We start from the raw sequence: 23,025 nt of genomic DNA on the forward strand, positions 1-23,025 counted from the left end.
GCACGCCGTCCGCTGCGGCGGTGCTTCGCGCACCAAGCCTCGGTGGCGGCCAGGGTGGGCCAGCGGTCGGCGCGCTCAGCCTCGGCGGCGACGCAACCTGGAGAACCCGAACCACCCCAAGCCCGCCACCGCCACCGCGATCCCCGCCGCCGGCAGGATCGGCACTCCGCCGCCGTCCGACGAGCCACCCCCACCGCCCGTGCTCGATGCCGGTGTGCCGTCCGACGCCGGCGCTGCCGAAGCCGCCAACGCCGCCGCCCCCTTCACCGTGCGCAGCGGCTGGCCCACGCCTTCGCTTCCCGAAATCAGCGTCCCGTCCGGGTCGAACGCGATCGCCTCGCCCTGCTTCTCCCCCGGCAACGGGATCCGCACCGGGTTGCGCTGCAGGGCCGCCAGGACGTCGCCGTCCGGGGCCGCGTACACGTACGCGTCCGTGTACGTCCTCAAGGCCACCGCGCTGCCGTCGGCCATCGAGGCACCGCCCGTCACCAGGACCGAGCCGATCGAACCGACCGGGCCGCCCTGGGTGTCCGTCGTGGCGATCTTCACCGTTCCGACCTTTTCCAGCGTGGTCGGGCCCGGGCTCGCCAGTGGCCCCGATGGCCGGTAGACCCGGGCCTCGCCGAGGATGTCCTTGGTGATCAGGTACGGCGTTCCCGCCTTGTCCATGATCAGCGCTTCGGTGTCGTGCTGGCCGTCCGGGTAGGTGAGCCGGTGCAGCGTCACCTTGCCCTGCGGGTTCATCTCCAGCAGGGCGACCGTCAGCCGGCCCTTCTTGTTGTCGCCGGTGTCGGACAGCCACAGCGTCCCGTCCGGCGTGCGGGCCAGGTCCTCGACGTCGAACGGGTCGGTCTTGTCCGTGAGGACCTTCTGCACCTTGCAGTCCCGGCCCAGCACGAACACCTGGACCTTGCTGCCGCCGTCGTTGATCGCGTACAGCTTGGACCCGTCGGAGACCAGGCCGGACAGCTCGCCGATCCGGGAGTCCTTCATCGTGCACAACGGCTCCGGCGCAGGAGCCGCCCAAGCGGGGGCCGCCCCGCCCAGCACGACCGTGAAGACCAGAACGACAGCCCAGCGCACCCAGCCACCTCCGTAGTGTGCGACCACTCCGGTCGCACACTACGGAGACGTGTCAGGCCCTGGTCGAGTTGGTCTCGTACTCGCGCAAAGCCGCCGCGAGGTCCGGGCGGACCCGCACCAGCAGGCGCGTGCCCTCCTCGGCGTGCTCCTCTTCGAGGACCTCGCCGTCCGCGTGCGCCCGCGCGACCAGCTCGCCGCGCGAGTACGGCACGAGGACCTCGACCGTGACCTCCGGCCGCGGCAGGCGGTCGGCGATCACCTCGACGAGCTCCGGGATGCCCGCCCCGGTCCGGGCCGAGACCTGGACCGAGCCGGCCAGCGCGTGCCGCAGGCGGGCCAGGCTGACCTCGTCGGACGCGTCGGTCTTGTTGATCACCAGCAGCTCCGGCGGGAGCGGCTCCTTGCGCTTGCGCGTGATCTCGCCGAGCACCTCGCGCACCGCGCTGACCTGCTCCTCGGGCGCCGGGTCGGACCCGTCCACCACGTGCACGAGCAGGTCCGCGTCCGCGGCCTCCTCCAGCGTCGAGCGGAACGCGTCCACCAGCTGGTGCGGCAGGTGCCGCACGAACCCGACGGTGTCGGTCAGCGTGTAGCCGCGGCCGTCCGGCGTCTGCGCGCGCCGGGTGGTCGGGTCGAGGGTGGCGAACAGCGCGTCCTCCACCAGCACCCCGGCCCCGGTCAGCGCGTTGAGCAGGCTCGACTTGCCGGCGTTGGTGTAGCCGACGATCGCCACGCTGGGCACCTCGTTGGCCAGCCGCCGCCCGCGCTTGGTCTCGCGGATGGTGTCCATGGCCGCGATCTCCCGGCGCAGCTTCGCCACGCGCTTGTTGATCCGCCGCCGGTCGGTCTCGAGCTTGGTCTCACCGGGACCGCGCAGGCCGACACCGCCGTTCGCGCCACCGGCGCGGCCACCGGCCTGCCGGGACAGCGACGCACCCCACCCGCGCAGCCGCGGGATCAGGTACTGCAGCTGGGCCAGCTCGACCTGCGCCTTGCCCTCCTTGGACCGGGCGTGCTGGGCGAAGATGTCGAGGATCAGGGCGGTCCGGTCGATCACCTTGACCTTGACCTTCTCCTCGAGCTGCCGCAGCTGGCCCGGCGAGAGCTCGCCGTCGCAGATCACGGTGTCGGCACCGGTGGAGCCGACAATGTCGCGCAGCTCCCGCACCTTGCCCGAGCCGATGTAGGTGGCCGGGTCCGGCTTGGTCCGCCGCTGGATGAGCCCTTCGAGGACCTCCGAGCCCGCCGTCTCGGCCAGGCGCGCCAGCTCGGCCAGCGACGCCTCGGACTGCAGGGCCGTGCCCTCGGTCCACACGCCGACCAGCACGACGCGTTCGAGCCGCAGTTGCCGGTATTCGACCTCGGTGACGTCGTCCAGCTCCGTGGACAGCCCCGCGACCCGGCGCAGCGACGCGCGGTCTTCGAGCTCCATCTCGCCGGTCGACGGGTCGTACAGGTCGTCGTCGTGGTCTTCGGTGTGTGTCAGTTCTGTCATCGTGCCTCCATGTTCCCACGATTCGCCGCGGGAACCGAACTTTTACGTGCTGGGATAGGTGGCGAGGTAGACCGCGGTGCGCTCGGCGCCGGGGCGGCGCGGGCGCGCGCGGAACTCCTCGAGCAGGGCGTTGAGCCGCGTTTCCAGCTCTGCCCGCTCCTCGGGGGCCACCTGGACGACCAGGCGCGACTGGTGCACGCCCTCGAATCCGGTTTCGGCGATCTCGGCCAGATAAGCCTCGAGAACCGCCTGTTCCACGCCCTTGTCACCGCATGAGTCGAGTGTCCACGAAAGCCCCGTCGAAAGATACGGAATTTCCCGGGCGCCCCGGGCCCCGCGGCGCGGCGGCTGCGCGGCGAGGAAGCCGGTCTCGACGAGTCTGCGCACGTGGTGCAGCGTGGTCGCGGGGTCCCGGCCCAGCCGCCTCGCCAGCTCCTTGTTCGTCAGCGCCTCCGAGAAGGTCAACCGGATGATGCGCAGCCGTATTCCGGAGGCCAGCGCGGCGGCCTCGGCTTCGGTCGCGGGACGTCGTTTCTCGGGTGGCACGGCGCACAGCTTAGAGCGAACAGTGATTGACACTTTCCAATCAGTCCCGCCAGACTCGGGAGCCATGCACAGGGGGTCACTCTTCCGCCACGCGGACTTCCGGCGGCTCTGGGCCGGCGACACGGCCAGCCAGTTCGGCACCGCCGTCGGGTACACCGCGATTCCGCTGCTCGCGGCCGTGACGCTGGCCGCGACGCCGTTCGAGATGGGGCTGCTGACCGCGGCCGAAACGCTCGCCTTTCTGCTGATCGGGCTGCCCGCCGGCGTGTGGGTGGACCGGCTGAGCCGCCGCCGGGTGATGCTCACCGCCGACTTCACCCGCTTCGCGCTGCTGCTCACCGTGCCGCTCGCGTGGTGGGCCGGAGTGCTGACGCTCGTCCAGCTCGTGGTGGTGATGCTGTTCGTGGGCATCGCGACGGTGTTCTTCGACGTCGCCTACCAGTCCTACCTGCCGTCGCTCGTGGGGCGGGAGCACCTGCTGGAGGGCAACGCGAAGCTGCAGGCCGTCCAGTCGACCGCGCAGATCGCCGGACCGGGCGCGGCCGGCGTGCTGGTCCAGGTCCTCAACGCGGCGAACACCGTGCTGGTCACCAGCCTCGGCTCCCTGACGTCGGCCCTGTTCCTGCTGCGCATCCGCGCGGTCGAACCGGCGCCGGAGCGCGACGGCCGGGCCCGGCTGCTGCCGCAGATCGCCGAAGGGCTGCGGTTCGTGTTCTCCGACAAGCCGCTGCGGGCGACGGTGGGCACGACGGCGACGGCGAACTTCTTCGGCGGCGCGTTCACCGCGGTGTACGTGCTGTTCCTGACCCGGACCGTCGGGCTGGCCCCGGCCGCGGTCGGCGCGCTGCTGGCGGTCGGGGGCGCCGGCGGGATCCTCGGCGCGGTCTGCTCGAGCGCGCTCACCCGGCGGATCGGCCAGGCGCGGTCGATCTGGCTGGTTCCCCTGTGCACCCTCCCCGGCCACCTGCTGCTCCCGCTGGCCGCGCCGGGCTGGCGGCTCGTCCTCGCCGGGTTCGGGTCGGCGCTCGGCTGGTTCGGGATCATCGTCTACAACGTGGCCTCGGTCTCCTACCGGCAGGTGATCTGCCCCGACCGGCTGCTCGGCCGGATGAACGCGAGCGTGCGGTTCGTCGTCTGGGGCACGATCCCGCTCGGCGGGCTGCTGGGCGGCGCGCTCGGCGAAGGACTCGGGTTGCGCGGCGCGCTGTGGGTGGCCGTGGCCGGCGAGGCCGCGTCGGTGCTGTGGGTGGTGTGCTCACCCCTGCGGCACATGCGCGACCTGCCGACCGAGGCGAAAACCGGTTCCGCCGCACCCTAGAGTTGCTTCATGAACACCCCATACGAACGCCCGCGAGTCCCGGACAAGGTCGGTGTCGACGGTCTGGAGGCCAAGTGGGTACCCGTATGGGAGTCCACTGGCGCCTACCGCTTCGACCGCACCAAGACCCGGGACGAGATCTACTCGATCGACACTCCCCCGCCGACGGTCAGCGGGTCGCTGCACATCGGGCACGTCTTCTCCTACACCCACACCGACGTCCTCGCGCGGTTCCAGCGGATGCGCGGGCGCGAGGTGTTCTACCCGATGGGCTGGGACGACAACGGCCTGCCGACCGAACGCCGGGTGCAGAACCACTTCGGCGTGCGCTGCGACCCGTCGCTGCCCTACGACCCGGGCTTCCGCGCCCCGGAGAAGCCGGGCAAGGACGTGGTCTCGATTTCGCGGCGCAACTTCGTCGAGCTGTGCGAGGCGCTGACCGAGACCGACGAGCAGGTCTTCGAGCAGCTGTGGCGGCAGCTCGGGCTGTCGGTCGACTGGACGATGACCTACCAGACGATCGGGCACGACTCGCGGCTGATCTCGCAGCGCGCGTTCCTGCGCAACCTCGACCGCGGCGAGGCCTACCAGGCCGAGGCGCCGACGCTGTGGGACGTCAGCTTCCGCACCGCCGTCGCCCAGGCCGAACTGGAGGACCGCGAACGCCGAGGTGCGTTCCACGACCTCGCGTTCACCGGCCCGGACGGCGAAGACGTCGTGATCGCGACGACCCGGCCCGAGCTGTTGCCCGCCTGTGTCGCGCTGGTGGCCCACCCGGACGACGAACGCTTCAAGCCGCTGTTCGGGAGAACCGTGCGGACGCCGGTGTTCGGCGTCGAGGTGCCCGTCGTGGCGCACCACCTCGCGGATCCGGAGAAGGGCCGCGGGATCGCGATGGTGTGCACCTTCGGCGACACCACCGACGTCACCTGGTGGCGGGAGCTGCGGCTGGCGACGCGGGTGGTGCTCGGCCGCGACGGCCGGTTCCTGCCGGACGCGCCGTCCGGGGTGCCCGCGGAGGCGTACGCGCCGCTGGTGGGCAAGACCGTCCACACGGGACGTGAGATCCTGGTCCGCCTGCTGCGCGAAGCCGGGGCCCTGCAGGGGGAACCGCGGCCGATCACGCACTCGGTGAAGTTCTACGAGAAGGGCGACAAGCCGCTGGAGATCGTCGCCAGCCGGCAGTGGTACCTGCGCAACGGCGGGAACGACGCGGCCTTCCGGGAGAAGATGCTCGCCCGCGGCGAAGAGCTGAACTGGGTGCCGAAGCACATGCGCGTCCGGTACTCGTCGTGGGTGGAGAACCTCGCCGGGGACTGGCTGATCAGCCGGCAGCGGTTCTTCGGCGTGCCGATCCCGCTGTGGTACCGGCTCGACGACCACGGCGAGCCCGACTACGACGCGCGCCTGCTGCCGGACACGCTGCCGGTGGACCCGAGCAGCGACGTACCACCGGGGTTCACCGAGGAGCAGCGCGGTGTCCCGGGCGGGTTCGCCGCCGACCCCGACGTGATGGACACCTGGGCGACGTCGTCGCTGACGCCGCAGATCGTCGGCCGGTGGAGCCTCGACGACGACCTGTTCGCGCGGGTGTTCCCGATGGACCTGCGGCCGCAGGCGCACGAGATCATCCGCACCTGGCTGTTCTCGACGGCGGTGCGGGCGGAGCTGGAGCACGGCGTGCTGCCGTGGCGGGCGGCCTCGATCGCGGGCTGGGTGCTCGACCCGGACCGCAAGAAGATGTCGAAGTCCAAGGGCAACGTGACGACGCCGGTGGACCTGCTGGAGCGCTTCGGCTCGGACGCGGTCCGCTACTGGGCGGCGAGTGCGCGGCCCGGCGTCGACACAGCCGTGGACGAAGGCCAGATGAAGGTCGGGCGGCGGCTGGCGACGAAGCTGCTCAACGCGAGCCGGTTCGTCCTCGGCCTCGGCGTGCCTTCGCCGTCCGCAGTGGTCACCGAGCCGCTGGACCGGGCGCTGCTGGCGTCGCTGGCCGTCGTCGTCGAGCAGGCGACCGCGGCTTTGGAGGCGCTGGACTACGCGCGGGCGCTGCAGGTGACCGAGACGTTCTTCTGGACGTTCTGCGACGACTACGTCGAGCTGGTGAAGGGCCGCGCGTACGGCGACAGCGGTCCTGCGGGAGCGGAGTCCGCGCAGGTCGCGCTGGTGACGGCGTTGTCGGCGGTGCTGCGGCTGTTCGCGCCGTTCCTGCCGTTCGCGACCGAGGAGGTCTGGTCGTGGTGGCAGGAGGGTTCGGTGCACCGGGCCGCCTGGCCGGTCGTGACGTCGTCGGACGGCGATCCGGAGCTGCTCGCGCTGGCGAGCCAGGTGATCGCCGCGGTGCGCCGGGCGAAGACGGACGCGAAGGTGTCGATGCGGGCGGCCGTCGAGACGCTGACCGTGACCGGCCCGGCCGAGCTGCTGGCGCGGTTCGCGGACGTCCAGTCGGACATCCGGGTCGCCGGCGCCGTCGCGGACATCACCACGCGAGAGGGCGAATTCGCGGTCGAAGCCAGTGTCTGACGCGCCCCGGGACCTCGGCCCGCTGCCGCGGCGGGTCAGCGTCGGCACCGATCAGGTGCGGCGGCTGATCGACGGCCAGTTCCCGCGGTGGGCCGGGCTCCCGGTCCGGCCGGTGCGGACGAGCGGGTGGGACAACTTCACCTTCCACCTCGGCGACACGATGGTGGTGCGGCTGCCCAGCGCCGCCGAGTACGCGCTGGCCGTGGAGAAGGAGCAGCGGTGGCTGCCGGCGCTCGCGCCGCGGCTGCCGCTGCCGGTCCCGGTCCCGCTGGCGGCGGGGCGTCCCGGGGAGGGCTACCCGTTCGCCTGGTCGGTGTACCGGTGGCTCGACGGCGAACCCGCGACGGCGGACGGGGTGACCGACCCCGTCCGCTTCGCGCGGGACCTGGCCGGGTTCGTGGCGGCGCTTCAGGGCGTCGACGCGACGGACGGCCCGCAGCCGGGGAAGCACAACTGGTTCCGGGGCGCCACCCTGCGCACCTACGACGGGCAGGCCCGGCGCGCGCTGGCGAAGCTGCACGGCACCGGCCCCGCCGGGGAGCTCTGGGAGGCGGCGCTGGCGGCGCCCTGGGACGGCGTGGACCGCTGGTTCCACGGCGACCTGGCCCCGGGCAACCTCCTGCTGCGCGACGGCGGACTGGCGGCCGTCATCGACTTCGGGACCTGCGGGGTCGGCGACCCGGCGTGCGACCTGGCGATCGCCTGGACACTGCTGACGGCCGACGGCAGGCGGGTGTTCCGCGAACTCCTGTCGGTCGACGACGCCACCTGGACCCGCGGCCGTGGCTGGGCGCTGTGGAAGACGCTCGTCGCCTGCACCCGGGACGGCGAGGAGGCCGCGGAAGGACGTCGCGTCCTCGGCGAGATCCTGGCCGGCTAGGGCGTCACGAACCGGCGGCGGCCCACCAGGCTTCGTCGATTTCGCCGCGGGCCACGATCTCCGCCGGGCCCGACAGCGTCGATGCGCCGCGGGACACCGTGACCTCGACGCGGCCGCCCGGGACGTCCACTGTGGAGGCTCCGGTGTCCGTGCCCGCCAGGTGGAAGGCGGCCGCCACCGCGGCGACCGTGCCGGTGCCGCACGCGCGCGTCTCCCCCACGCCGCGCTCGTGCACGCGCATCCGCAGCGCGCCCTCGCCGAGGTGGTTGATGAATTCGAGGTTCACGCCGTTCGGGAATACGTCGTGGTCGAAATCCGGCTGGTCGCGCAGGTCGAGGGCGGCCACGTCGTCGTCGAGCAGCGAGACCAGGTGCGGGTTGCCGACGTCGACCGCGACGCCGGAGAACGGGCGGCCGGCCACCACCGTGACCGACGTGCCGGTGATCGTCGCCGGCCCCATCTGGACGGTCACCGAGCGGTCCGGGTGCACCACGACCGGGCGATCACCCGCGCGGGTGCCTACGACGAACTCGCCTTCGGCCGCCAGGCCGGCGTCGACCAGGTGGCGGGCGAACACGCGCACGCCGTTGCCGCACATCTCCGCGATCGAGCCGTCGGCGTTGCGGTAGTCCATGAACCACTCGCCCGCGGACGGCTCGCCGATCGCCGCGGCGCGCACGACGCGCAGCACGCCGTCCGCCCCGAGGCCGCGCCGGCGGTCGCAGAGCGCGGCGACCCTCGCTTCGGTCAGCTCGAGGCGGCCCGCCGGATCGGGGAGCAGCACGAAGTCGTTCTGCGTGCCGTGCCCCTTGAGGAACTCGATTCCGCCCATGGGGGCAGATTACCGGCCCAGGGTATCCAGGACGCGCGCGGCCAGCCCCGGATCGGCGCCGTCGAACCAGTGGATCCGCTGGTCGCGCCGGAACCAGGAGCGTTGCTTGCGGACGAAGCGCCGGGTGGCCTGCGCCGTGGCCGCGGCGGCCGCCTCGAAGTCGCCGTCGCCGTCCAGTGCGGCGAGCACCTGCTGGTAGCCGAGCGCCCGCGACGCCGTTTTCCCCTCGCGCAGGCCCCGCTTTTCGAGCTCGCGGACCTCGTCGACCAGCCCGGCCTCGAACATCCGCACCACCCGCTCGTTCACCCGCTCGTCGAGCTCCTCGGGCAGGCGGTCGACGCCGAGCACGACCGTGCCGTAGCGGGCAGGCCCCGGCGCCGGCAGGTTCGCCGAGAACGGCTCGCCGGTGATCTCGATGACCTCAAGGGCGCGCACGATCCGGCGGGTGTTGGTCGGCAGGATCTTGGCGGCGGCGACCGGGTCGCGCTCACCCAGCCGGGTGTACAACGCGGGGGTGCCGAGTTCTTCGGCCTCCGCGTCGAGCCGGGCCCGGACGGCCGGGTCGGTGCCGGGGAACCGGAGGTCGTCGAGCACGGCCTGGACGTAGAGACCGGACCCGCCGGCCAGCACCGGGACCTTCCCGGCCGCCAGCAGCCGCTCGATCTCGGCCCGCGCGTGCCGCTGGTAGGCCGCGACGGACGCCGTCTCGGTCACGTCCAGGACGTCGAGCAGGTGGTGGGCGACGCCGCGGCGCTCGGCCTCGGTGGCCTTGGCAGTGCCGATGTCCATGCCCCGGTAGAGCTGCATCGCGTCGGCGTTGACGACTTCGCCGCCGAGCTCGCGGGCCAGGTCCACGGCCAGCGCGGTCTTTCCGGTGGCCGTCGGCCCGACCACCGCGAGCGGGACGACGGGGCTGTTCACGGCGGCTGACGATACCTGCGGGCCGATCGAGAGCGTCCACCGGAAGTAGGATCACGAGCTTCAGGTGGCCCATCCAGTACCACGGTGCGCGCTGAGCTGCTTGAATGCCGCGTGGGGCCGTAGCATCCGAGCACGGCCCGTGACGACCGCATTACCCGGCCCCGCTTCGCGGCGGGGCGCCCGCACCCGCGGGCGTACAGGCGATAAGGAGCCTGCGATGGCCCAGGAGAACACTTCCACCGGTACCCCGGCCCCGCACCCGGTGCCGCACGCGCTGCACGCCGGGCACGCCGCCCCGCCCGTGCCGCCCGCCGAACCCACCCCGTCGACCTGGGGCCGGATCGACGACGAGGGCACCGTCTACGTCGTCACCCCCGAGGGCGAGCGCGCCGTCGGCGTCTGGCAGGCCGGCAGCCCCGACGAGGGCTTGGTGCACTACGCACGCCGGTTCGACGACGTGCGCACCGAGGTCGAGCTGCTGGAGACCCGGCTGATCTCCGGGGCCGGCGACCCGAAGCACGCGCTGTCGAGCGCCACCCAGATCCGCGACGGCCTGGCCGAGGCGGCCCTGGTCGGCGACCTGGCCGCGCTCGCCGCGCGGCTGGAGTACGTCATCGGGCACGCCGAGAAGGCGCTGGCCAGCGCGAAGGCGGAGCGCGAGGAGGCGCGGGCGGCCGCGGTCGCACGCAAGCAGGCGCTGGCCGAGGAGGCCGAGAAGATCGCGGCCGACTCCACCCAGTGGAAGGCGGCGGGCGACCGGCTGCGCGCGATCCTGGACGAGTGGAAGACGGTCAAGGGCGTCGACCGCAAGACCGACGACGAGCTGTGGAAGCGGTTCTCGAAGGCCCGCGAGGCGTTCAACCGCCGCCGCGGCTCGCACTTCGCCGAGCTGGACAAGCAGCGCGCGTCGGCCAAGCAGCGCAAGGAAGAGCTCATCGCCGAGGCCGAGGCCATCAGCGAGTCCGAGGACTGGGGCGAGACGGCGGGCCGCTACAAGGACCTGATGACCGAGTGGAAGGCGGCGGGCCGGGCGCCGAAGGACAGCGACGAGGCGCTGTGGCAGCGGTTCCGCGCGGCGCAGGACAAGTTCTTCGCCCGCCGGTCCGCGGTGTTCTCCGAGCGCGACGCGGAGTTCGGCGCGAACGCCGCCCGCAAGGAAGAGCTGCTGGTCGAGGCCGAGAAGATCGACGCGGCGGCCAACCTGGAGGCGGCGAAGAGCGCGCTGCGGCGGATCCAGGAGCAGTGGGACGAGATCGGCAAGGTCCCCCGCGAGCGCATCCGCGAGCTGGACGGCCGGCTGAAGGCGGTCCAGGACGCGGTCAAGGCGGCGGAGGACTCGCGGTGGCGCCGGACGGACCCGGAGGCCCAGGCCCGCGCGGCCCAGTTCCGCGAGCGGGTCGAGCAGTTCGAGTCGCAGGCGGCGAAGGCGCGCGCGGCCGGGGACGAGCGCCGGGCCAAGAAGGCCGACGAGCAGGCCGCGCAGTGGCGTGAGTGGCTGCAGGCCGCGGAGGCGGCGGTCGCCGACCGCTGAAGTCGCCGAAGGCCGCATCCGGGGCGTCCCTCGGATGCGGCCTTCGTGGCGTTCCCGGCGCTGACGGCAAGCGGAAGCACCCGAAGAGGTCCGGTCGGTTCCCCGACCGGGGGTCACCGCGCGCCGCGCTCCGCTCCCGGTGCTCCACTCTGCTCATGATCAGGACACCGCGCAGGATCCTCACCGCTCTGGCCGTCACCCTCGCCCTCGCCGGGCCGGCGCTCGCGGCCCCGGCCGGGGCCGCGCCCCTCGCTTCGGCGACCGAAGCCGGCAAGGGCAAGGTGAAGGTCGAGGGCAAGCTGGGCAAGGACCACGTCAAGGTCGGCGAGAAGGTCGACCTCAAGGGCAACCTGAAGGTGCTCGACGCCGCCCGCTCCGAAGGGAGCGTCGAGACCGTCGTCGTGCAGCAGCTGCAGGCCGGGGCCTGGGTGAACATCGCCGACACCACCTGCCGGCCCAACGGCGGGTTCTCGCTCAGCCTCAGCTTCAGCCTGAGCGCCACCGTCTCGCTGCGGCTCTACCACCCCGAGACCACGCTCTACGCCGCCGCCTACTCGGCCGGCACGCTCACCCTGCGCGTCGGCTGAGCCTGGTCCCCACCGGTGCTCAGGTGCGCGAGAACGCCGTGCGCATCCAGGAGACCGCCAGGCAGATCATCGCGATCCAGGCGATCACCATGCCGATCCCCGGGCCGCCGCCCGCGGAACCCGGCGCGTGGGACGACTGCTGGGACCAGATGGCCAGCAGCCCGTCCACCGAGGCGAACCAGCCGCCCGCCGCGCAGACCCAGGACAGCCACCAGCGGCGCGTCACCAGGGCCAGTGCCGAGGCCAGGATGCCGACCACCGTCGACGTCGCCGCGAACAGCTGCGGGATGCCGCCGCCCTCGCCGGCCAGCACCTGCCAGCCCGCGTGGTCGCCGACCCACGGGAGGATCTGGCAGATCAGGAGCGCGAAGGTGAACACCGCGATGGTGAACCCACGGCGGCCCAGCTCCACCGTGCGGGACGCCCGCGCGCCCGCTTCGTCGATCTCGGCCGCCAGCTCGGCCAGCTCGCCGTTGCCTCGCGACTCGGTCACAGCGCACACCCACTCACCGGTTCGGGCCGGGCGGCCGGGGCACCGAAGCCCGGCAGGCCCAGCGTGACGCCGCTCGTCTTCGGCCGCAGCCCGGCCTCCGCGTTGTCGCCCGCCCGCGTCCGCCGGTGGGACAGCAGGTCGCCGTCGGCCACCAGGTGGTGCGGGGCGCCGTAGGTGACGACCGTCTCGACGACGTCACCCGGGCGGACCGCGCGGTCGACGTGGGCGCCGGTCGGCGTGAAGTGCACCAGGCGCCCGTCGCGGGCGCGGCCGCTCATCCGCTGCGTCTCGGCGTCCTTGCGGCCCTCCCCCGCGGCGACCAGCAGCTCGACCGTGCGGCCGACGATCTTCTTGTTCTCTTCCCAGGAGATCGCGTTCTGCAGCTCGACCAGGCGGTCGTAGCGCTCCTGCACGACCTCCTTGGGCAGCTGGCCCTCCATCGTCGCGGCCGGCGTGCCGGGGCGCTTCGAGTATTGGAAGGTGAACGCGCTGGAGAAGCGGGCCTGCGCCACGACGTCCAGGGTCGCCTGGAAGTCCTCCTCGGTCTCGCCGGGGAAGCCGACGATGATGTCGGTGGTGATCGCGGCGTCCGGCATGGCCGCGCGGACCTCGTCGAGGATGTTCAGGAAGCGCGCCGAACGGTAGGAGCGCTTCATTTCGCGCAGCACCCGGTCGGAGCCGGACTGCAGCGGCATGTGCAGCTGGTGGCAGACGTTCGGGGTCGCGGCCATGGCGTCGATGACGTCGGAGGTGAACGCCGCCGGGTGCGGCGAGGTGAACCGGACGCGCTCGAGGCCGTCGACGGTCCCGCACGCGCGCAGCAGCTTGCCGAACGCCAGCCTGTCCCCGAATTCGACGCCGTAGGAGTTGACGTTCTGACCGAGCAGCGTGACCTCGAGCACGCCCTCGGCGACGAGCGCCTCGACCTCGGCGAGGATTTCGCCGGGCCGCCGGTCGCGTTCCTTGCCGCGCAGGGCCGGGACGATGCAGAAGGTGCAGGTGTTGTTGCAGCCGACCGAAACGGACACCCAGCTCGCGTAGGACGACTCGCGCCGCGCGGGCAGCGTCGAGGGGAAGGTCTCGAGCGATTCGAGGATCTCGACCTCGGCCTCGGCGTTGTGCCGGGCGCGTTCGAGCAGCGTGGGCAGCGACCCGATGTTGTGCGTCCCGAACACGACGTCGACCCACGGCGCCCGCTTGACGATCTCCCCGCGGTCCTTCTGGGCGAGACACCCGCCGACGGCGATCTGCAGATCGGGGTTGGCGACCTTGTCCGGGCGCAGGTGCCCGAGGGTGCCGTACAGCTTGTTGTCCGCGTTTTCCCGGACGGCACAGGTGTTGAACACGATCAGGTCAGGCTTGGCCCCGGCGGTGGCCGGCACGTAGCCCGCGTCCTCGAGCTGCCCGGCGAGGCGCTCGGAGTCGTGCACGTTCATCTGGCAGCCGAAGGTGCGGATCTGGTACGCCCTGGGTGCCTGGTTCTCGGTCATCGGCCTCCAGGGTAGACCGGCCGCCGCCTGCGGTTCCGCGGTGCCCTGGGTCGCGTGGACGGGGCGGCCGGGTCTGGTGTGCGGAGGTACCGGGCGGCGGCGTGCCGTTCGCGGCGAGGCCCAACTGGGGGCGGGCGGGTCGGGTTGGGCTCGGCTGCCGGGCCGGGCTCGGCCCGGGTTGGGTTGGGCGGCTCGGGCTCGGCTGGCGGGCCGGCTCGGCTGGGCGGGCTGGGCTGGGCCGGGCGGCGCGGACTCGGGTCGGGCGGGACCGGGCTGCGGACGGGCGGGGGTGGGCCGGGCGGGGTCCGGTTGGGCTCGACCGGCCGGGCCAGGCCGGGTTGGGTTGGGCTCGGCTGAACCGGACCGGCTCGTGTGGGCAGGCCCGGCCGGGTTGGGTCGGGGTGGGGCTCGGCTGGGCGGGCCGGGTCGGTTTGAGCTCGGCTGGGCCGGGCAGCGCGGACTCGAGCTGGGCGGGACCGGGCTCGGTTTGGCGGACGGGCGGGTGGGCCAGGCGGGGTCCGGTTGGGCTCGACCGGGCGGGCCAGGCCGGGTTGGGCTCGGCTGGGCGGGCCGGGCCGGGTTGGGCTGGGCGGGCCGGGCCGGGTTGGGCTCGACCGGGCGGGCCAGGCCGGGTTGGGCTCGACCGGGCGGGCCAGGCCGGGTTGGGCTCGGCCGGGCGGGCCGGGCCGGGTTGGGCTCGGCTGGGCGGGCCGGGCCTGGCTGGGCGGGCTGGGCCGGGCGGCACGGACTCCGGTTGGGCGGGGCCGGGCTGCGTTCGGCAAGTGTGCGCGTTGGGCTCGGCTGAACCCGAACCCCGGGCGGGGTCGGCTCGGCGGGTATGGGCGCCCCCTCACCCCGGCTGGAAGAACTCGAGCAACCGCCGGCTCGCGTCCGGGGACATCAGCAGCTCCTGCATGTCCGCCGACATGCGGGCTGCCGCGGCGGTGCGAGCGAACATCTCCCGCTCGTACTCCGCCACCGCCGTGGCGAAGTCGTCCCGGTGCTCCGCCAGCGCCAGCCCCAGGACCGCGCCGTCCAGGAGGGCCATGTTCGCCCCTTCGCCCACCGGGGGCATCAGGTGGGCCGCGTCGCCGACGAGGGTCACGCTCGGGTTCGATGGCCACGTCAGGCCGACGGGGAGGGTGGCGAGGGGGCGGGGGGCCACCGTGTCGTCGGAGGCCGCGGCGATCAACGCCGTGATGCGGGGGTCCCAGCCGGCCAGGAGCTCGACCAAGCGCGCCCGGACCGCCGGTGGGTCGTCGAAGCGGATGCCGCTCTCCGCGAACCAGGCTTCGCCCGTGTTGTAGAAGCTGACGCCGACGCGGACGCAGCCGTCGCCGTTGCGTTGGGCCGACAACGACTTTCCCTCGCCGAACACCCAGTAGTTGCCTCGGCCGACCATCGCCGCCAGGTCCGGGTGGGTGCGGTCGATGTCCGGGATGGCCAGCTCGACCGCGTTCTGGCCGAGGTGCACCGGGCGGGCGTCGGTCAGCAACGCCCGGACCCGGGAGTTCGCCCCGTCCGCGCCCACCAGCAGGTCGTAGCCCGCGCTGGTGCCGTCCGCGAAATGCACGACACCCGCTTCGGCGTGGTCGAACGCACGACCCCAGCGGACCGCTCCCGGCGGGAGCGAGTCGAGCAGGAGGTTGCGCAGGTCCGTGCGGTCGATCTCCGGCCGCGCCGGTGGCGCGTCGTCCGGGGTGTCCTCCTGCAGCAGCAGCGTGCCGTCCGGTTCCAGGAGGCGCATGTCCTGGCCCTCGCTGCGGGCCACGGACAGGAACTTCTCGAGCAGGCCCGCCTCGCGCAGCGCCCGCTGGCCGGAATGGATGTCGAGCATCCCGCCCTGGTGGCGGGCGTCGCGCGCCGCGTCGCGTTCGTACACGACGGCCTCGATGCCGTGCACGTGCAACACGCGAGCGAGCGCCAGGCCGCCCATGCCGGCTCCCACGATAGCGATGGCCATGACTCCCCTCCGATACGCCGTACGTCTCGATACACTGTATCGCGGCGGGCGCTGTACTGTCACCCCCATGTTGGTGTGGGAACGGCCGGAGCCGGCGAACCGGCCGGCGCCGGCTCCGCTGAGCCGGGACCTGATCGTCCGGACCGCGGTCGAGCTGGCCGACGAAGCCGGCCTCGAAGCCGTGTCGCTGCGCAAGATCGCCGGCGCGCTGGACGTCGGGCCGATGCGGCTCTACGGCTACATCGACACCAAGGACGAGCTGCTCGACCTGATGGTCGACGCCGTCCACGGCGAGATCCGGCCGGCCGGGGACGGCTGGCGGGAGGTGCTGACGTCGGTGGCCGAGGCCACCCGGCAGGCCGCGCACCGGCACGAGTGGTTCGCCGACCTGATCGGCGGCCGGCCCCAGCTCGGACCGAACGCGCTGGCCCGGGGTGAAGCCGTGCTGGCCGCGCTGGGCGGGGTCGACGTCGACGTCGTCATGCCGATGGCCGCCGCCGTCGACGCCTACGTGGTCGGCGCGGTCCGCCGGGAGATCGCCGAGCGGCGGGCCGAGCGCGCCAGCGGGCTGGACCAGCGGCAGTGGCAGCGCACCCACGGCCCCTACCTGGTGCGGATGTTCGCCACCGGCCGCTTCCCCGCGCTGGAGACGGTCGTCCGCGACGCCGCCCACCTCGATGCCGACCAGACCTTCCGGATCGGCCTGGACTTCCTGCTCGACGGCATCGAAGCGGGCATCGGCCGCCGGTAGGCCCTACCCGCGCAGGGTCGCGATCCCGGCCAGGAAGAGGTCGACACCCGCGAGGAACTGCTCGCGGTCGTCGTGCTCCCGCAGCTGGGTCGCGGCCCGGTGCACGAAGGGGTACTCGCCCGGGTCGAGTGAGGCCCATTTCGCCGACACGGTGGCGAGGAACGCCGAGCGGTCCCCCTGACCGGCGGCGAGGAGCCGGGCGTTGGCCGCGTTCTGCCCGGCGACGCCGAGCACGTAGTTGACGAGCGCGCCCGCGGCGTCGAACAACGCCCGCTCGGGCACTTCGAGCGCGACGAGCAGCCCGCCGATGCGCTCGTAGACCTCCAGGAGCGCGGGCCGCCACGGCTCGCGGGACAGCTGGGCGCCGACCCACGGATGGGCGTCGATCGCGTCGAACAGGCCCAGCGACACCGTGCGCAGCGCTTCCCGCGGCTCGCCCTCGGCCACGGCGTCGCCCATCACGCGCGCGATGACGGCGTCGGTCGCCGCGGCCAGGAGGTCGCTCTTGTTGGCGACGTGGTGGTAGATCGCGCCGTAACCGGTCGAGAGGCGGGCGGTGAGCGCGCGGAAGGTCAGCGCGGCCTCGCCGCCGTCGTCCAGGATCGCGGCCGCCGCCTGCACGATCACTTCCTTGGACAGCCCGTCCGCGCGCCGTTTCGCCATGGGCCGATCATCGCATGATTGGAACGCCGATCCAAACTCGTGCTAGCGTAGTGATTGGAACGTCAATCCAATCGGAGGTGACCATGACTGTCACGATCATCGGCGCCGGCCTCGGCGGGCTCGTCCTGGCCCGCGTCCTGCACCGGCACGGCATCCCGGCCGAGGTCTACGAGGCCGAAGCTTCACCGGCCGCCCGCCGCCAGGGCGGGATGCTCGACATCCACCCCTGGAACGGCCAGCCCGCGCTGGACGCCGCCGGGCTGACCGACGGCTTCCGGGAGCTCGTCCTGCCGGGCCGCGAGTCCTCCCGCGTCGTCGACCGCCACGGCACCGTGCTGCTCGACCAGCCCGACGACGGCACCGGCGAACGGCCCGAAGTGCAGCGCGGCGAACTGCGGCAGCTGCTGCTCGATGCGCTGCCACCCGGCACCGTCCACTGGGGACACAAGGTCGCCGGCGCGCGGGCCCTCGGCGACGGCCGCCACGAAGTCCGCCTGGCCGACGGAAGCGCTTTCACCACGAGCCTGGTGGTCGGGGCGGACGGCGCGTGGTCGAAAGTCCGTCCGCTGCTTTCCGATGCGGTCCCGGAGTACGTCGGCGTGTCGGTCGTCGAGACCTTCCTCTTCGACGGCGACGTCCGGCATCCCGCCGCGGCGAAGGTCGTCGGGGCCGGCGCGCTCTATGCGCTCGCGCCGGGCAAGGGGATCGTCGCGCACCGCGAAGGCGGCGGCACACTGCACACCTACGCGCAGGTGTTCAAGCCGCGGGACTGGCTCGCCGGGGCCGACGCCGAGGCCGTGACGGCTCGCACGGCCGAGGAGTTCGCCGGCTGGGCTCCCGAACTGACCGCCCTGATCACCGAAAGCGATGTCCCGCCGGTGCTGCGCCGCCTCCACACCCTGCCGGCCGGGCACCGCTGGGACCGCGTGCCGGGCGTGACGCTGCTCGGCGACGCGGCCCACCTGATGCCGCCGAACGGCGAAGGCGCGAACCTGGCCATGCTGGACGGCGCCGAACTCGGCCGGGCCCTCGCCACCCACGGCGACGTCGAGACGGCGCTGGCCGAATACGAGCAGGCCATGTTCGCGCGCGCGGCCGCGGAAGCGGCGGACGAGGACGTCTACGCGATCATGTTCGGCGACGACGCCCCGCACGGCATGGTCGCCATGCTGGCCGGGTAGGCGCCGACGCGGCTAGCGCACCGCCGTCGGCGCCCAGGCCGCCAGCTCCGCCCGCACCGCCGCCAGCTGGGCCGAGGTCGGCGCCGACGCCGGTTCCGCGATCAGGGCGTAGTGCAGGCCCGGTGTCGCCGGCAGGCGCAGGCGGTCGCCCACCCGGGCCGGCGAGGCCACGTCGGTGACCACCGTCGGCGTCATCCCCGCCGGGACGTGCAGCTCGGTCGGCGCGCCCGCGTCGGTCCCCTGCCACACCAGGACGCCGTAGCGGCCCGCGCCGGTCAGTGCGGCCGTGGCCGGCATCGTCGACGGGATCCGGTTCCACGTCAGCGTCTGGCTGCCGTCCCGCGAGCGGTCCTCGTAGGTGAACGCCAGCGTGTGGCCCGCCACCGCGGCCGGGTAGAGGCGGTCGAGGAGCCGGGCGTCCTGGCGGAGCTGGACCGTTCCGTCGTCCGCCGTGCGGGCCGAGGAGAAGTCCTCGCCGTTCCAGGCGTCGCCGTCCGTCTTGACCTTGTCCGGGTTGTCGTTCATCAGCTCGTGGTGGCGGCCGCTGTAGATGTCCCACTGCCACTGCGTCGCCGACAGCACCGGGCCCGAGTCCGCCGGCCTGCGCCACCAGTTCGCGCCGGACACCCGCGAGTCCAGGGCCTGGTACATCGCCTTGTCCACGGTCGGGGTCTTGTCCGAGGTGTACCCGGTCATCGGGTGGCCGAACTCGGTGACGATCGCCGTCGTGCCGAGCGCGGCCGCGCGGTCCCGGACCGTGCCGAAGGCGCCGCTGTACTGGCCGTCGCCCGCTTTGCCCGGCATGAACACGCCGGACTGGGCGAGCTGGTCGTAGAAGTGCGTGTTGAACACGTACCGCGGGCCCATGACGCCGGTGTCCTGGAAGCCGCCGGGGTGGAGCTGGAAGGAGATGTTGGCGTTCCAGAACATGTTCGGCTCGACGAACGCGGGCTTGTCCTGCCAGCCGGCGGAATCCATCGCGTCGCGGAACCGCTGGAAGAACGGCCACAGGACGTTCTGCTCCCACGCCTTGCTGTCCTGGCCGGAGTCGTACCGCCCGGCGAACGGCTCGTTGTACGGGTCCACGCCCGCGATGCCCGCGAACTGCGCGGCACTCAGGTTCGTCCGCAGGTAGGTCATCGTCTGGGCGGCCATGCCGACGAACTCGTCTTGAATGCCGCGGGCGTTGTGCCAGAAGTCCTTCGTGGCGTCCTGGACCGCACCGTTCTGGGTGATGTTCTGGCCCCAGTGGGCGCAGATGCCGCAGCTCTCCGCCGGGTAGCCGCCGAGGTCGACGACCCACTTCGGCGCGCCGTCGCCGGTGTACCAGCTGCCGCGGTTGAACAGGTAGCGGGAGAACAGGTCCTGGTGGAAGTCGGGCAGGACGGTGAAGCCCTCGTCCAGGAACGCCTTCACCTGCTCGGTCAGCTTCGCCAGGTACTGCGTGTTCACCGGCCCGCGCACCGGTTGCGTCCCGGCCCACGCGATCGGGATCCGCACGGCGTTCGCGCCGGTGAGCGCTTTCATCGCCTGGGCCGAGCGACGCGCGTCGGCCCCATTGGCAAACGGCAGGAAACCGTTTTCCGCCAGCTTCACCTCGCCCGAGACGTTGAAGCCGCGCAAGACGACTTCGCGGCCGTACTCGTCGACGAAGGCCGAGCCGCGCACCGACAGCCGGTGCGCGGGAACGTCTTCGGCGACAGCGGAAGCGACGACGCCGGAGGTCAGCGCCACGGCGGTGAGCAAAGCCACGAGCATGCGCATGATGGCGGCCCCAAACATGAAGGAGTTTCGCAAAAGTTAGCGAGCCGCCACCCGGTCGTCAAGGGCCGAACGGAGCCGTTCAGGCCGCCTTCCGCTGCCATTGCTGGTTCGTGACGCCGGTGCACGGGTACTGCTTCACCGCGGCACCGTCGGCCGTGGACGCGGAAACGACGTCCAGGCACTTCCCGCTGTGGCGCGCCACCCACCGGGTGTACCCGCCGCCGACGGCTTGGGCCTGCCACTGCTGGTTCGTGCCCGCGGTGCACGTCCCCTGCACCGCCGCCGCGCCGTCCGCCGTCGAGCCGCCCGCGATGCCGAGGCACTTCCCGCTGTGCCGGGCGATCAGGTTGACGTACCCGTCGCCGAGGTCGAGCACGCTCCACTGCTGGTTCGCGCCGTTGTTGCACGTGTACTGCGTGAGCGCCACGCCGTCGTTCCGGGACGAACTCGGGATGTCGGCGCACTTCCCGCTGTGGCGCGCCACCATCGTCTCGTACGCGCTGCCGGAGCCGGCCCCGGCGACCACGCCGGTCGCCGCGTCGACGCTCACCTTCGGGTACCAGCTCAGCGACATCGTCGTGCTGCTGGGAAAGCCGAGCGGCAGCCAGACATAGCGCGACTCGTTGACCGGACGCTGCCAGGCGCCCGCCCAGCGGTCACCCAGGTAGAGGTACGAGGTCGCCTGCGAGCCCTGCACGGGCAGGACGTACGCGGTCTGGCTGCCGAAACCGGTGGAGTCCCCCACGTTCGCCAACCCGCTCCAGGTGCCCGTGACGCTCGTGGCCGTGGCGTATTTCTGCTGGTTCGGCTGCCAGCCCGTGGCCCCCGAAGTGAGCAGGAAGTAGACGCCGTTGCGCTTGAACATCGCCGGCGCCTCGCGGTACGAGCCGGGCCACAACGTCTGCACCAGCGCCGAAACACCGGTGTAGTCGGCAGTGAGCCGGTAGACGTTGAGATCGGCGTTCTCGCGGGCCGCCGACGCCATGTACGCGGTGCCGTCGTCGTCCTTGAACAGCGTGATGTCCCGCGACATGTGAGCGCCGAGCGGCCGGAAGCTGCCGCGGTAGCTGTAATTACCGTCGACGGACGACGAAGTGGCCACGGCCGCGCGTGCTTCGGCGTAGTCGTCGCCGTTCTCCTTGTGCATCCACATCACGTACTGGCCGGTCGAGCTGTTGTAGATCACCTTCGGCCGCTCGATCTTGGCCCGGCCCAGCTCCGCCGCCGACGACTGCGTCAGCACGTCGCCCCGGAACTCCCAGGTCTTCAGGTCGGTCGAGCGGTAGGCCGAGACGGCCCGGAAGGTGTCGTCGGCGTTGCGGTTCTCCCCGAACCAGTAGTAGTACGCCCCCACCTTGAGCATCCCGCCGCCGTGCGCGTGCGCCAGGGCGCCGGAGGTGTCGGTGAACTGGCTCCCGCTGGTCACCGTCACCGGCGCGGCGTGCGCACCGGGCGCGCCGAGCAGCAGGGCGGCGAGCACGAGCAAGGACAAAACCGGGCCACGTCGTCGTAGCATGACGGCTCCTTCGCAAGCGGGTCAGTAGCCGACGCGGAAAGTCGCGTCCTGCTTGTCCACAGTGGAGGATGTGCTGCCCAGGGGGTCGATCCGCAGCACGTAGTCGTAGTGCCGGAGGTAGCGGTCCGGGTAGTTGTGCGAGCGGAAGGACGACCAGCTCGCGTCGGCGAGCCCGGCCGTCTGGTGGAAGGTGGCGTCCGCCTTGAAGTTCGCAGACCCGTCGTCGGCGGCGAGGCGCAGCTCGTAGGCGTAGTGCCGCAGGTACCGGCCGGGGTAGTTGACGGATTCGAACGACACGCCGGCCGCGTCGGCCAGGCCGGGCACCAGTTTCCAGAGCTGGTCGGCATACGGGTCGAACGGGTAGGCGTCGATGCGGCCCACGGAGTTCGCGTGCCGGACGTAGCGGTCGGGGAAGTTGTAGGACTTGAGCCGCCGCCAGGCCGGGGCGCCCCACTGCGCGACGAGGGCGGACCGCTCGGCGGCCGTGATCGGCGTGATGCCGGGGTGCTTGGAGTTCAGCGGCTGGGTGTAGGCGCGGTCGTTCAGCAGCGTCCAGGTCCCGGCGGCGACATCGGCGGTCTCCCAGCAGAAGAACCGGCCGTTGGGGCTCCAGGTGTCGCCCCAGAGGTACCAGCGGTTCCCTGACAGCGCCGGGACGATCTGCGGCGCTTCCACCCCCCGCCCGGGCGATATCCCGGTCCGGTACGTGGTGAACCCGCCGGGCGCCAGGGAACCGGAGCGCTGGCCGACCAGGGTGCTGTTCGTGTTGTTCTTGACGTACAGGTAATTGACGCCGCCGATCGAGGCCATCGTCCCGTCGATCGTCGCATGCCCGGGGTCGAAGAACACCTGCGGCGCGCCGACCGTCACGAAGTCGGTGGTGTAGTTGACCATGATGACGTCGTGGCCACCGGAGGCCGCCGAGTAGATGATCGCGTACTGGTTGCGCGAGGGGTCCCAGAACGCCTCGGGCGCCCAGCTGTGCGTGGCCATCGAGTGCAGCTTGATCCGGCGGTACCCGGTGAACCCGCGCAGGTCGGCGGAATCCCAGACGTGCACGTACTGGTTCTGCAGCGACCAGTCGGTGCCCTTGAGGTCGGTCGCCAGCACGGTGAACCGGCCGTCCTGCTTGCGCAGCACGAAGGGGTCGCGCAGCCCGCCGGTGCCGGCGGCCGGCGTCACGACGGGGTTGTTCCGGTTGAGCGGCATCCAGTCGAGGCCGTCCGCGCTGACCGCCAGGTGCAGCCCGTAGTCGGCACCGGTCATGGACGGCGACTCGGTGAAGTACGCCATGACGTAGGCGCCGGAAGCGGCCTGGGCGGAGGCCCTGCTGCCGAGCACGCCGGCGACCACGGCGCCCGCCGTGCCCGCCATCAGTCCACGCCGACTGATCATGGTCTCGTCCACCTCGTCGTCGAGTGCCGGGCCCAAAGGAGATTGTTAGCGCTAACAAGCGGTCGTAGTGTAAGTGACTCGCGCCACCGGGTG

The 23,025-nt window shown here is 72.4% G+C and carries 19 protein-coding genes; 7 read left to right on the forward strand and 12 right to left on the reverse strand.

The window, feature by feature from the left end; translation table 11 throughout:
- Positions 1 to 75: 75 nt before the first annotated feature.
- From H5965_RS40640 to H5965_RS40650, 3 genes are read right to left on the reverse strand one after another with little or no spacing between them, the layout of a single operon-like run.
- The gene (locus H5965_RS40640) at positions 76 to 1,083 is read right to left on the reverse strand and encodes an esterase-like activity of phytase family protein (RefSeq protein WP_310976393.1); all 1,008 of its coding nucleotides are present in this window, start codon (positions 1,081 to 1,083) and stop codon (positions 76 to 78) included.
- A 52-nt stretch (positions 1,084 to 1,135) separates the two neighbouring features.
- On the reverse strand, positions 1,136 to 2,578 hold the full coding sequence (hflX, locus tag H5965_RS40645; protein WP_310976394.1) for a GTPase HflX: 1,443 nt from the start codon (positions 2,576 to 2,578) through the stop codon (positions 1,136 to 1,138).
- A gap of 42 nt (positions 2,579 to 2,620) precedes the next feature.
- Positions 2,621 to 3,124: a winged helix-turn-helix domain-containing protein gene (locus H5965_RS40650; protein WP_310976395.1), complete on the reverse strand. Its 504-nt coding sequence runs from the start codon at positions 3,122 to 3,124 to the stop codon at positions 2,621 to 2,623.
- A gap of 64 nt (positions 3,125 to 3,188) precedes the next feature.
- On the opposite strand from H5965_RS40650, the gene H5965_RS40655 reads away from it, so the two are divergent.
- Genes H5965_RS40655 through H5965_RS40665 form a run of 3 tightly spaced genes read left to right on the forward strand, consistent with a single transcriptional unit; the run spans position 3,189 to position 7,845 of the window.
- The gene (locus H5965_RS40655; RefSeq protein WP_310976396.1) at positions 3,189 to 4,442 is read left to right on the forward strand and encodes an MFS transporter; all 1,254 of its coding nucleotides are present in this window, start codon (positions 3,189 to 3,191) and stop codon (positions 4,440 to 4,442) included.
- A gap of 9 nt (positions 4,443 to 4,451) precedes the next feature.
- Positions 4,452 to 6,965 carry a valine--tRNA ligase gene (gene valS / locus H5965_RS40660; RefSeq protein ID WP_310976397.1) on the forward strand — a complete coding sequence of 838 codons (2,514 nt, stop codon included), beginning with the start codon at positions 4,452 to 4,454 and terminating at the stop codon, positions 6,963 to 6,965.
- Entirely contained in the window at positions 6,958 to 7,845 is an 888-nt protein-coding gene (locus tag H5965_RS40665; RefSeq protein ID WP_310976398.1) for an aminoglycoside phosphotransferase family protein, read from the forward strand. Before valS ends, H5965_RS40665 begins: the two co-directional genes overlap by 8 nt.
- Before the next feature lie 4 nt (positions 7,846 to 7,849).
- On the opposite strand, the gene dapF is transcribed toward H5965_RS40665, so the two are convergent.
- Together dapF and miaA are read right to left on the reverse strand one after the other, a co-directional pair.
- Positions 7,850 to 8,677 (reverse strand): diaminopimelate epimerase, encoded by an 828-nt coding sequence (gene dapF, locus H5965_RS40670; RefSeq protein ID WP_310976399.1) that lies wholly within the window; start codon positions 8,675 to 8,677, stop codon positions 7,850 to 7,852.
- 9 nt (positions 8,678 to 8,686) lie between these two features.
- A complete protein-coding gene (gene miaA / locus H5965_RS40675) occupies positions 8,687 to 9,598 on the reverse strand; it encodes a tRNA (adenosine(37)-N6)-dimethylallyltransferase MiaA (protein WP_310976400.1) in 912 nt (303 codons plus the stop codon).
- Between the two features lie 217 nt (positions 9,599 to 9,815).
- On the opposite strand from miaA, the gene H5965_RS40680 reads away from it, so the two are divergent.
- Positions 9,816 to 11,129 carry a DUF349 domain-containing protein gene (locus H5965_RS40680; protein ID WP_310976401.1) on the forward strand — a complete coding sequence of 438 codons (1,314 nt, stop codon included), beginning with the start codon at positions 9,816 to 9,818 and terminating at the stop codon, positions 11,127 to 11,129.
- A 155-nt stretch (positions 11,130 to 11,284) separates the two neighbouring features.
- Complete coding sequence (locus H5965_RS40685) at positions 11,285 to 11,716, forward strand: hypothetical protein (RefSeq protein WP_310976402.1); 432 nt, start codon at positions 11,285 to 11,287, stop codon at positions 11,714 to 11,716.
- Positions 11,717 to 11,735: 19 nt separating this feature from the next.
- On the opposite strand, the gene H5965_RS40690 is transcribed toward H5965_RS40685, so the two are convergent.
- The 3 genes from H5965_RS40690 to H5965_RS40700 form a co-directional block, all read right to left on the reverse strand.
- The gene (locus H5965_RS40690; RefSeq protein WP_310976403.1) at positions 11,736 to 12,209 is read right to left on the reverse strand and encodes a hypothetical protein; all 474 of its coding nucleotides are present in this window, start codon (positions 12,207 to 12,209) and stop codon (positions 11,736 to 11,738) included.
- Positions 12,206 to 13,699 (reverse strand): tRNA (N6-isopentenyl adenosine(37)-C2)-methylthiotransferase MiaB, encoded by a 1,494-nt coding sequence (gene miaB, locus H5965_RS40695; protein ID WP_310976404.1) that lies wholly within the window; start codon positions 13,697 to 13,699, stop codon positions 12,206 to 12,208. The genes H5965_RS40690 and miaB overlap by 4 nt, the downstream gene beginning before the upstream one ends.
- A gap of 850 nt (positions 13,700 to 14,549) precedes the next feature.
- Complete coding sequence (locus tag H5965_RS40700) at positions 14,550 to 15,662, reverse strand: NAD(P)/FAD-dependent oxidoreductase (RefSeq protein WP_310976405.1); 1,113 nt, start codon at positions 15,660 to 15,662, stop codon at positions 14,550 to 14,552.
- Between the two features lie 67 nt (positions 15,663 to 15,729).
- Here H5965_RS40700 and H5965_RS40705 point away from each other — a divergent pair, with 67 nt between their 5' ends.
- Positions 15,730 to 16,413 (forward strand): TetR/AcrR family transcriptional regulator, encoded by a 684-nt coding sequence (locus H5965_RS40705; RefSeq protein WP_310976406.1) that lies wholly within the window; start codon positions 15,730 to 15,732, stop codon positions 16,411 to 16,413.
- Between the two features lie 3 nt (positions 16,414 to 16,416).
- Here H5965_RS40705 and H5965_RS40710 read toward each other — a convergent pair whose 3' ends face one another.
- On the reverse strand, positions 16,417 to 17,076 hold the full coding sequence (locus H5965_RS40710) for a helix-turn-helix domain-containing protein (RefSeq protein ID WP_310976407.1): 660 nt from the start codon (positions 17,074 to 17,076) through the stop codon (positions 16,417 to 16,419).
- Between the two features lie 83 nt (positions 17,077 to 17,159).
- Between H5965_RS40710 and H5965_RS40715 the strand changes: the two genes are divergently transcribed.
- Positions 17,160 to 18,257 (forward strand): NAD(P)/FAD-dependent oxidoreductase, encoded by a 1,098-nt coding sequence (locus tag H5965_RS40715; RefSeq protein ID WP_310976408.1) that lies wholly within the window; start codon positions 17,160 to 17,162, stop codon positions 18,255 to 18,257.
- A gap of 12 nt (positions 18,258 to 18,269) precedes the next feature.
- On the opposite strand, the gene H5965_RS40720 is transcribed toward H5965_RS40715, so the two are convergent.
- The 3 genes from H5965_RS40720 to H5965_RS40730 all read right to left on the reverse strand — a co-directional run bounded on the left by H5965_RS40720 (position 18,270) and on the right by H5965_RS40730 (position 22,932).
- Positions 18,270 to 20,021 (reverse strand): cellulase family glycosylhydrolase, encoded by a 1,752-nt coding sequence (locus H5965_RS40720; protein ID WP_310976409.1) that lies wholly within the window; start codon positions 20,019 to 20,021, stop codon positions 18,270 to 18,272.
- Positions 20,022 to 20,100: 79 nt separating this feature from the next.
- A complete protein-coding gene (locus tag H5965_RS40725) occupies positions 20,101 to 21,537 on the reverse strand; it encodes an RICIN domain-containing protein (protein WP_310976410.1) in 1,437 nt (478 codons plus the stop codon).
- A 21-nt stretch (positions 21,538 to 21,558) separates the two neighbouring features.
- Entirely contained in the window at positions 21,559 to 22,932 is a 1,374-nt protein-coding gene (locus H5965_RS40730; RefSeq protein WP_310976411.1) for a glycoside hydrolase family 43 protein, read from the reverse strand.
- Positions 22,933 to 23,025: the final 93 nt, after the last annotated feature.

This window comes from Amycolatopsis sp. 505, assembly GCF_031625235.1.
In the GTDB taxonomy this organism is placed as follows: Bacteria; Actinomycetota; Actinomycetes; order Mycobacteriales; family Pseudonocardiaceae; genus Amycolatopsis.

Excerpts from the sequence above, each read along its gene's own strand:
- hflX (WP_310976394.1), bottom strand. The coding sequence starts at position 2,578 with ATGACAGAACTGACACACACCGAAGACCACGACGACGACCTGTACGAC.
- H5965_RS40655 (WP_310976396.1), top strand. The coding sequence starts at position 3,189 with ATGCACAGGGGGTCACTCTTCCGCCACGCGGACTTCCGGCGGCTCTGG.
- valS (WP_310976397.1), top strand. The coding sequence starts at position 4,452 with ATGAACACCCCATACGAACGCCCGCGAGTCCCGGACAAGGTCGGTGTC.
- dapF (WP_310976399.1), bottom strand. The coding sequence starts at position 8,677 with ATGGGCGGAATCGAGTTCCTCAAGGGGCACGGCACGCAGAACGACTTC.
- H5965_RS40680 (WP_310976401.1), top strand. The coding sequence starts at position 9,816 with ATGGCCCAGGAGAACACTTCCACCGGTACCCCGGCCCCGCACCCGGTG.
- H5965_RS40685 (WP_310976402.1), top strand. The coding sequence starts at position 11,285 with ATGATCAGGACACCGCGCAGGATCCTCACCGCTCTGGCCGTCACCCTC.
- miaB (WP_310976404.1), bottom strand. The coding sequence starts at position 13,699 with ATGACCGAGAACCAGGCACCCAGGGCGTACCAGATCCGCACCTTCGGC.
- H5965_RS40700 (WP_310976405.1), bottom strand. The coding sequence starts at position 15,662 with ATGGCCATCGCTATCGTGGGAGCCGGCATGGGCGGCCTGGCGCTCGCT.
- H5965_RS40705 (WP_310976406.1), top strand. The coding sequence starts at position 15,730 with ATGTTGGTGTGGGAACGGCCGGAGCCGGCGAACCGGCCGGCGCCGGCT.
- H5965_RS40710 (WP_310976407.1), bottom strand. The coding sequence starts at position 17,076 with ATGGCGAAACGGCGCGCGGACGGGCTGTCCAAGGAAGTGATCGTGCAG.
- H5965_RS40715 (WP_310976408.1), top strand. The coding sequence starts at position 17,160 with ATGACTGTCACGATCATCGGCGCCGGCCTCGGCGGGCTCGTCCTGGCC.
- H5965_RS40720 (WP_310976409.1), bottom strand. The coding sequence starts at position 20,021 with ATGCGCATGCTCGTGGCTTTGCTCACCGCCGTGGCGCTGACCTCCGGC.
- H5965_RS40725 (WP_310976410.1), bottom strand. The coding sequence starts at position 21,537 with ATGCTACGACGACGTGGCCCGGTTTTGTCCTTGCTCGTGCTCGCCGCC.
- H5965_RS40730 (WP_310976411.1), bottom strand. The coding sequence starts at position 22,932 with ATGATCAGTCGGCGTGGACTGATGGCGGGCACGGCGGGCGCCGTGGTC.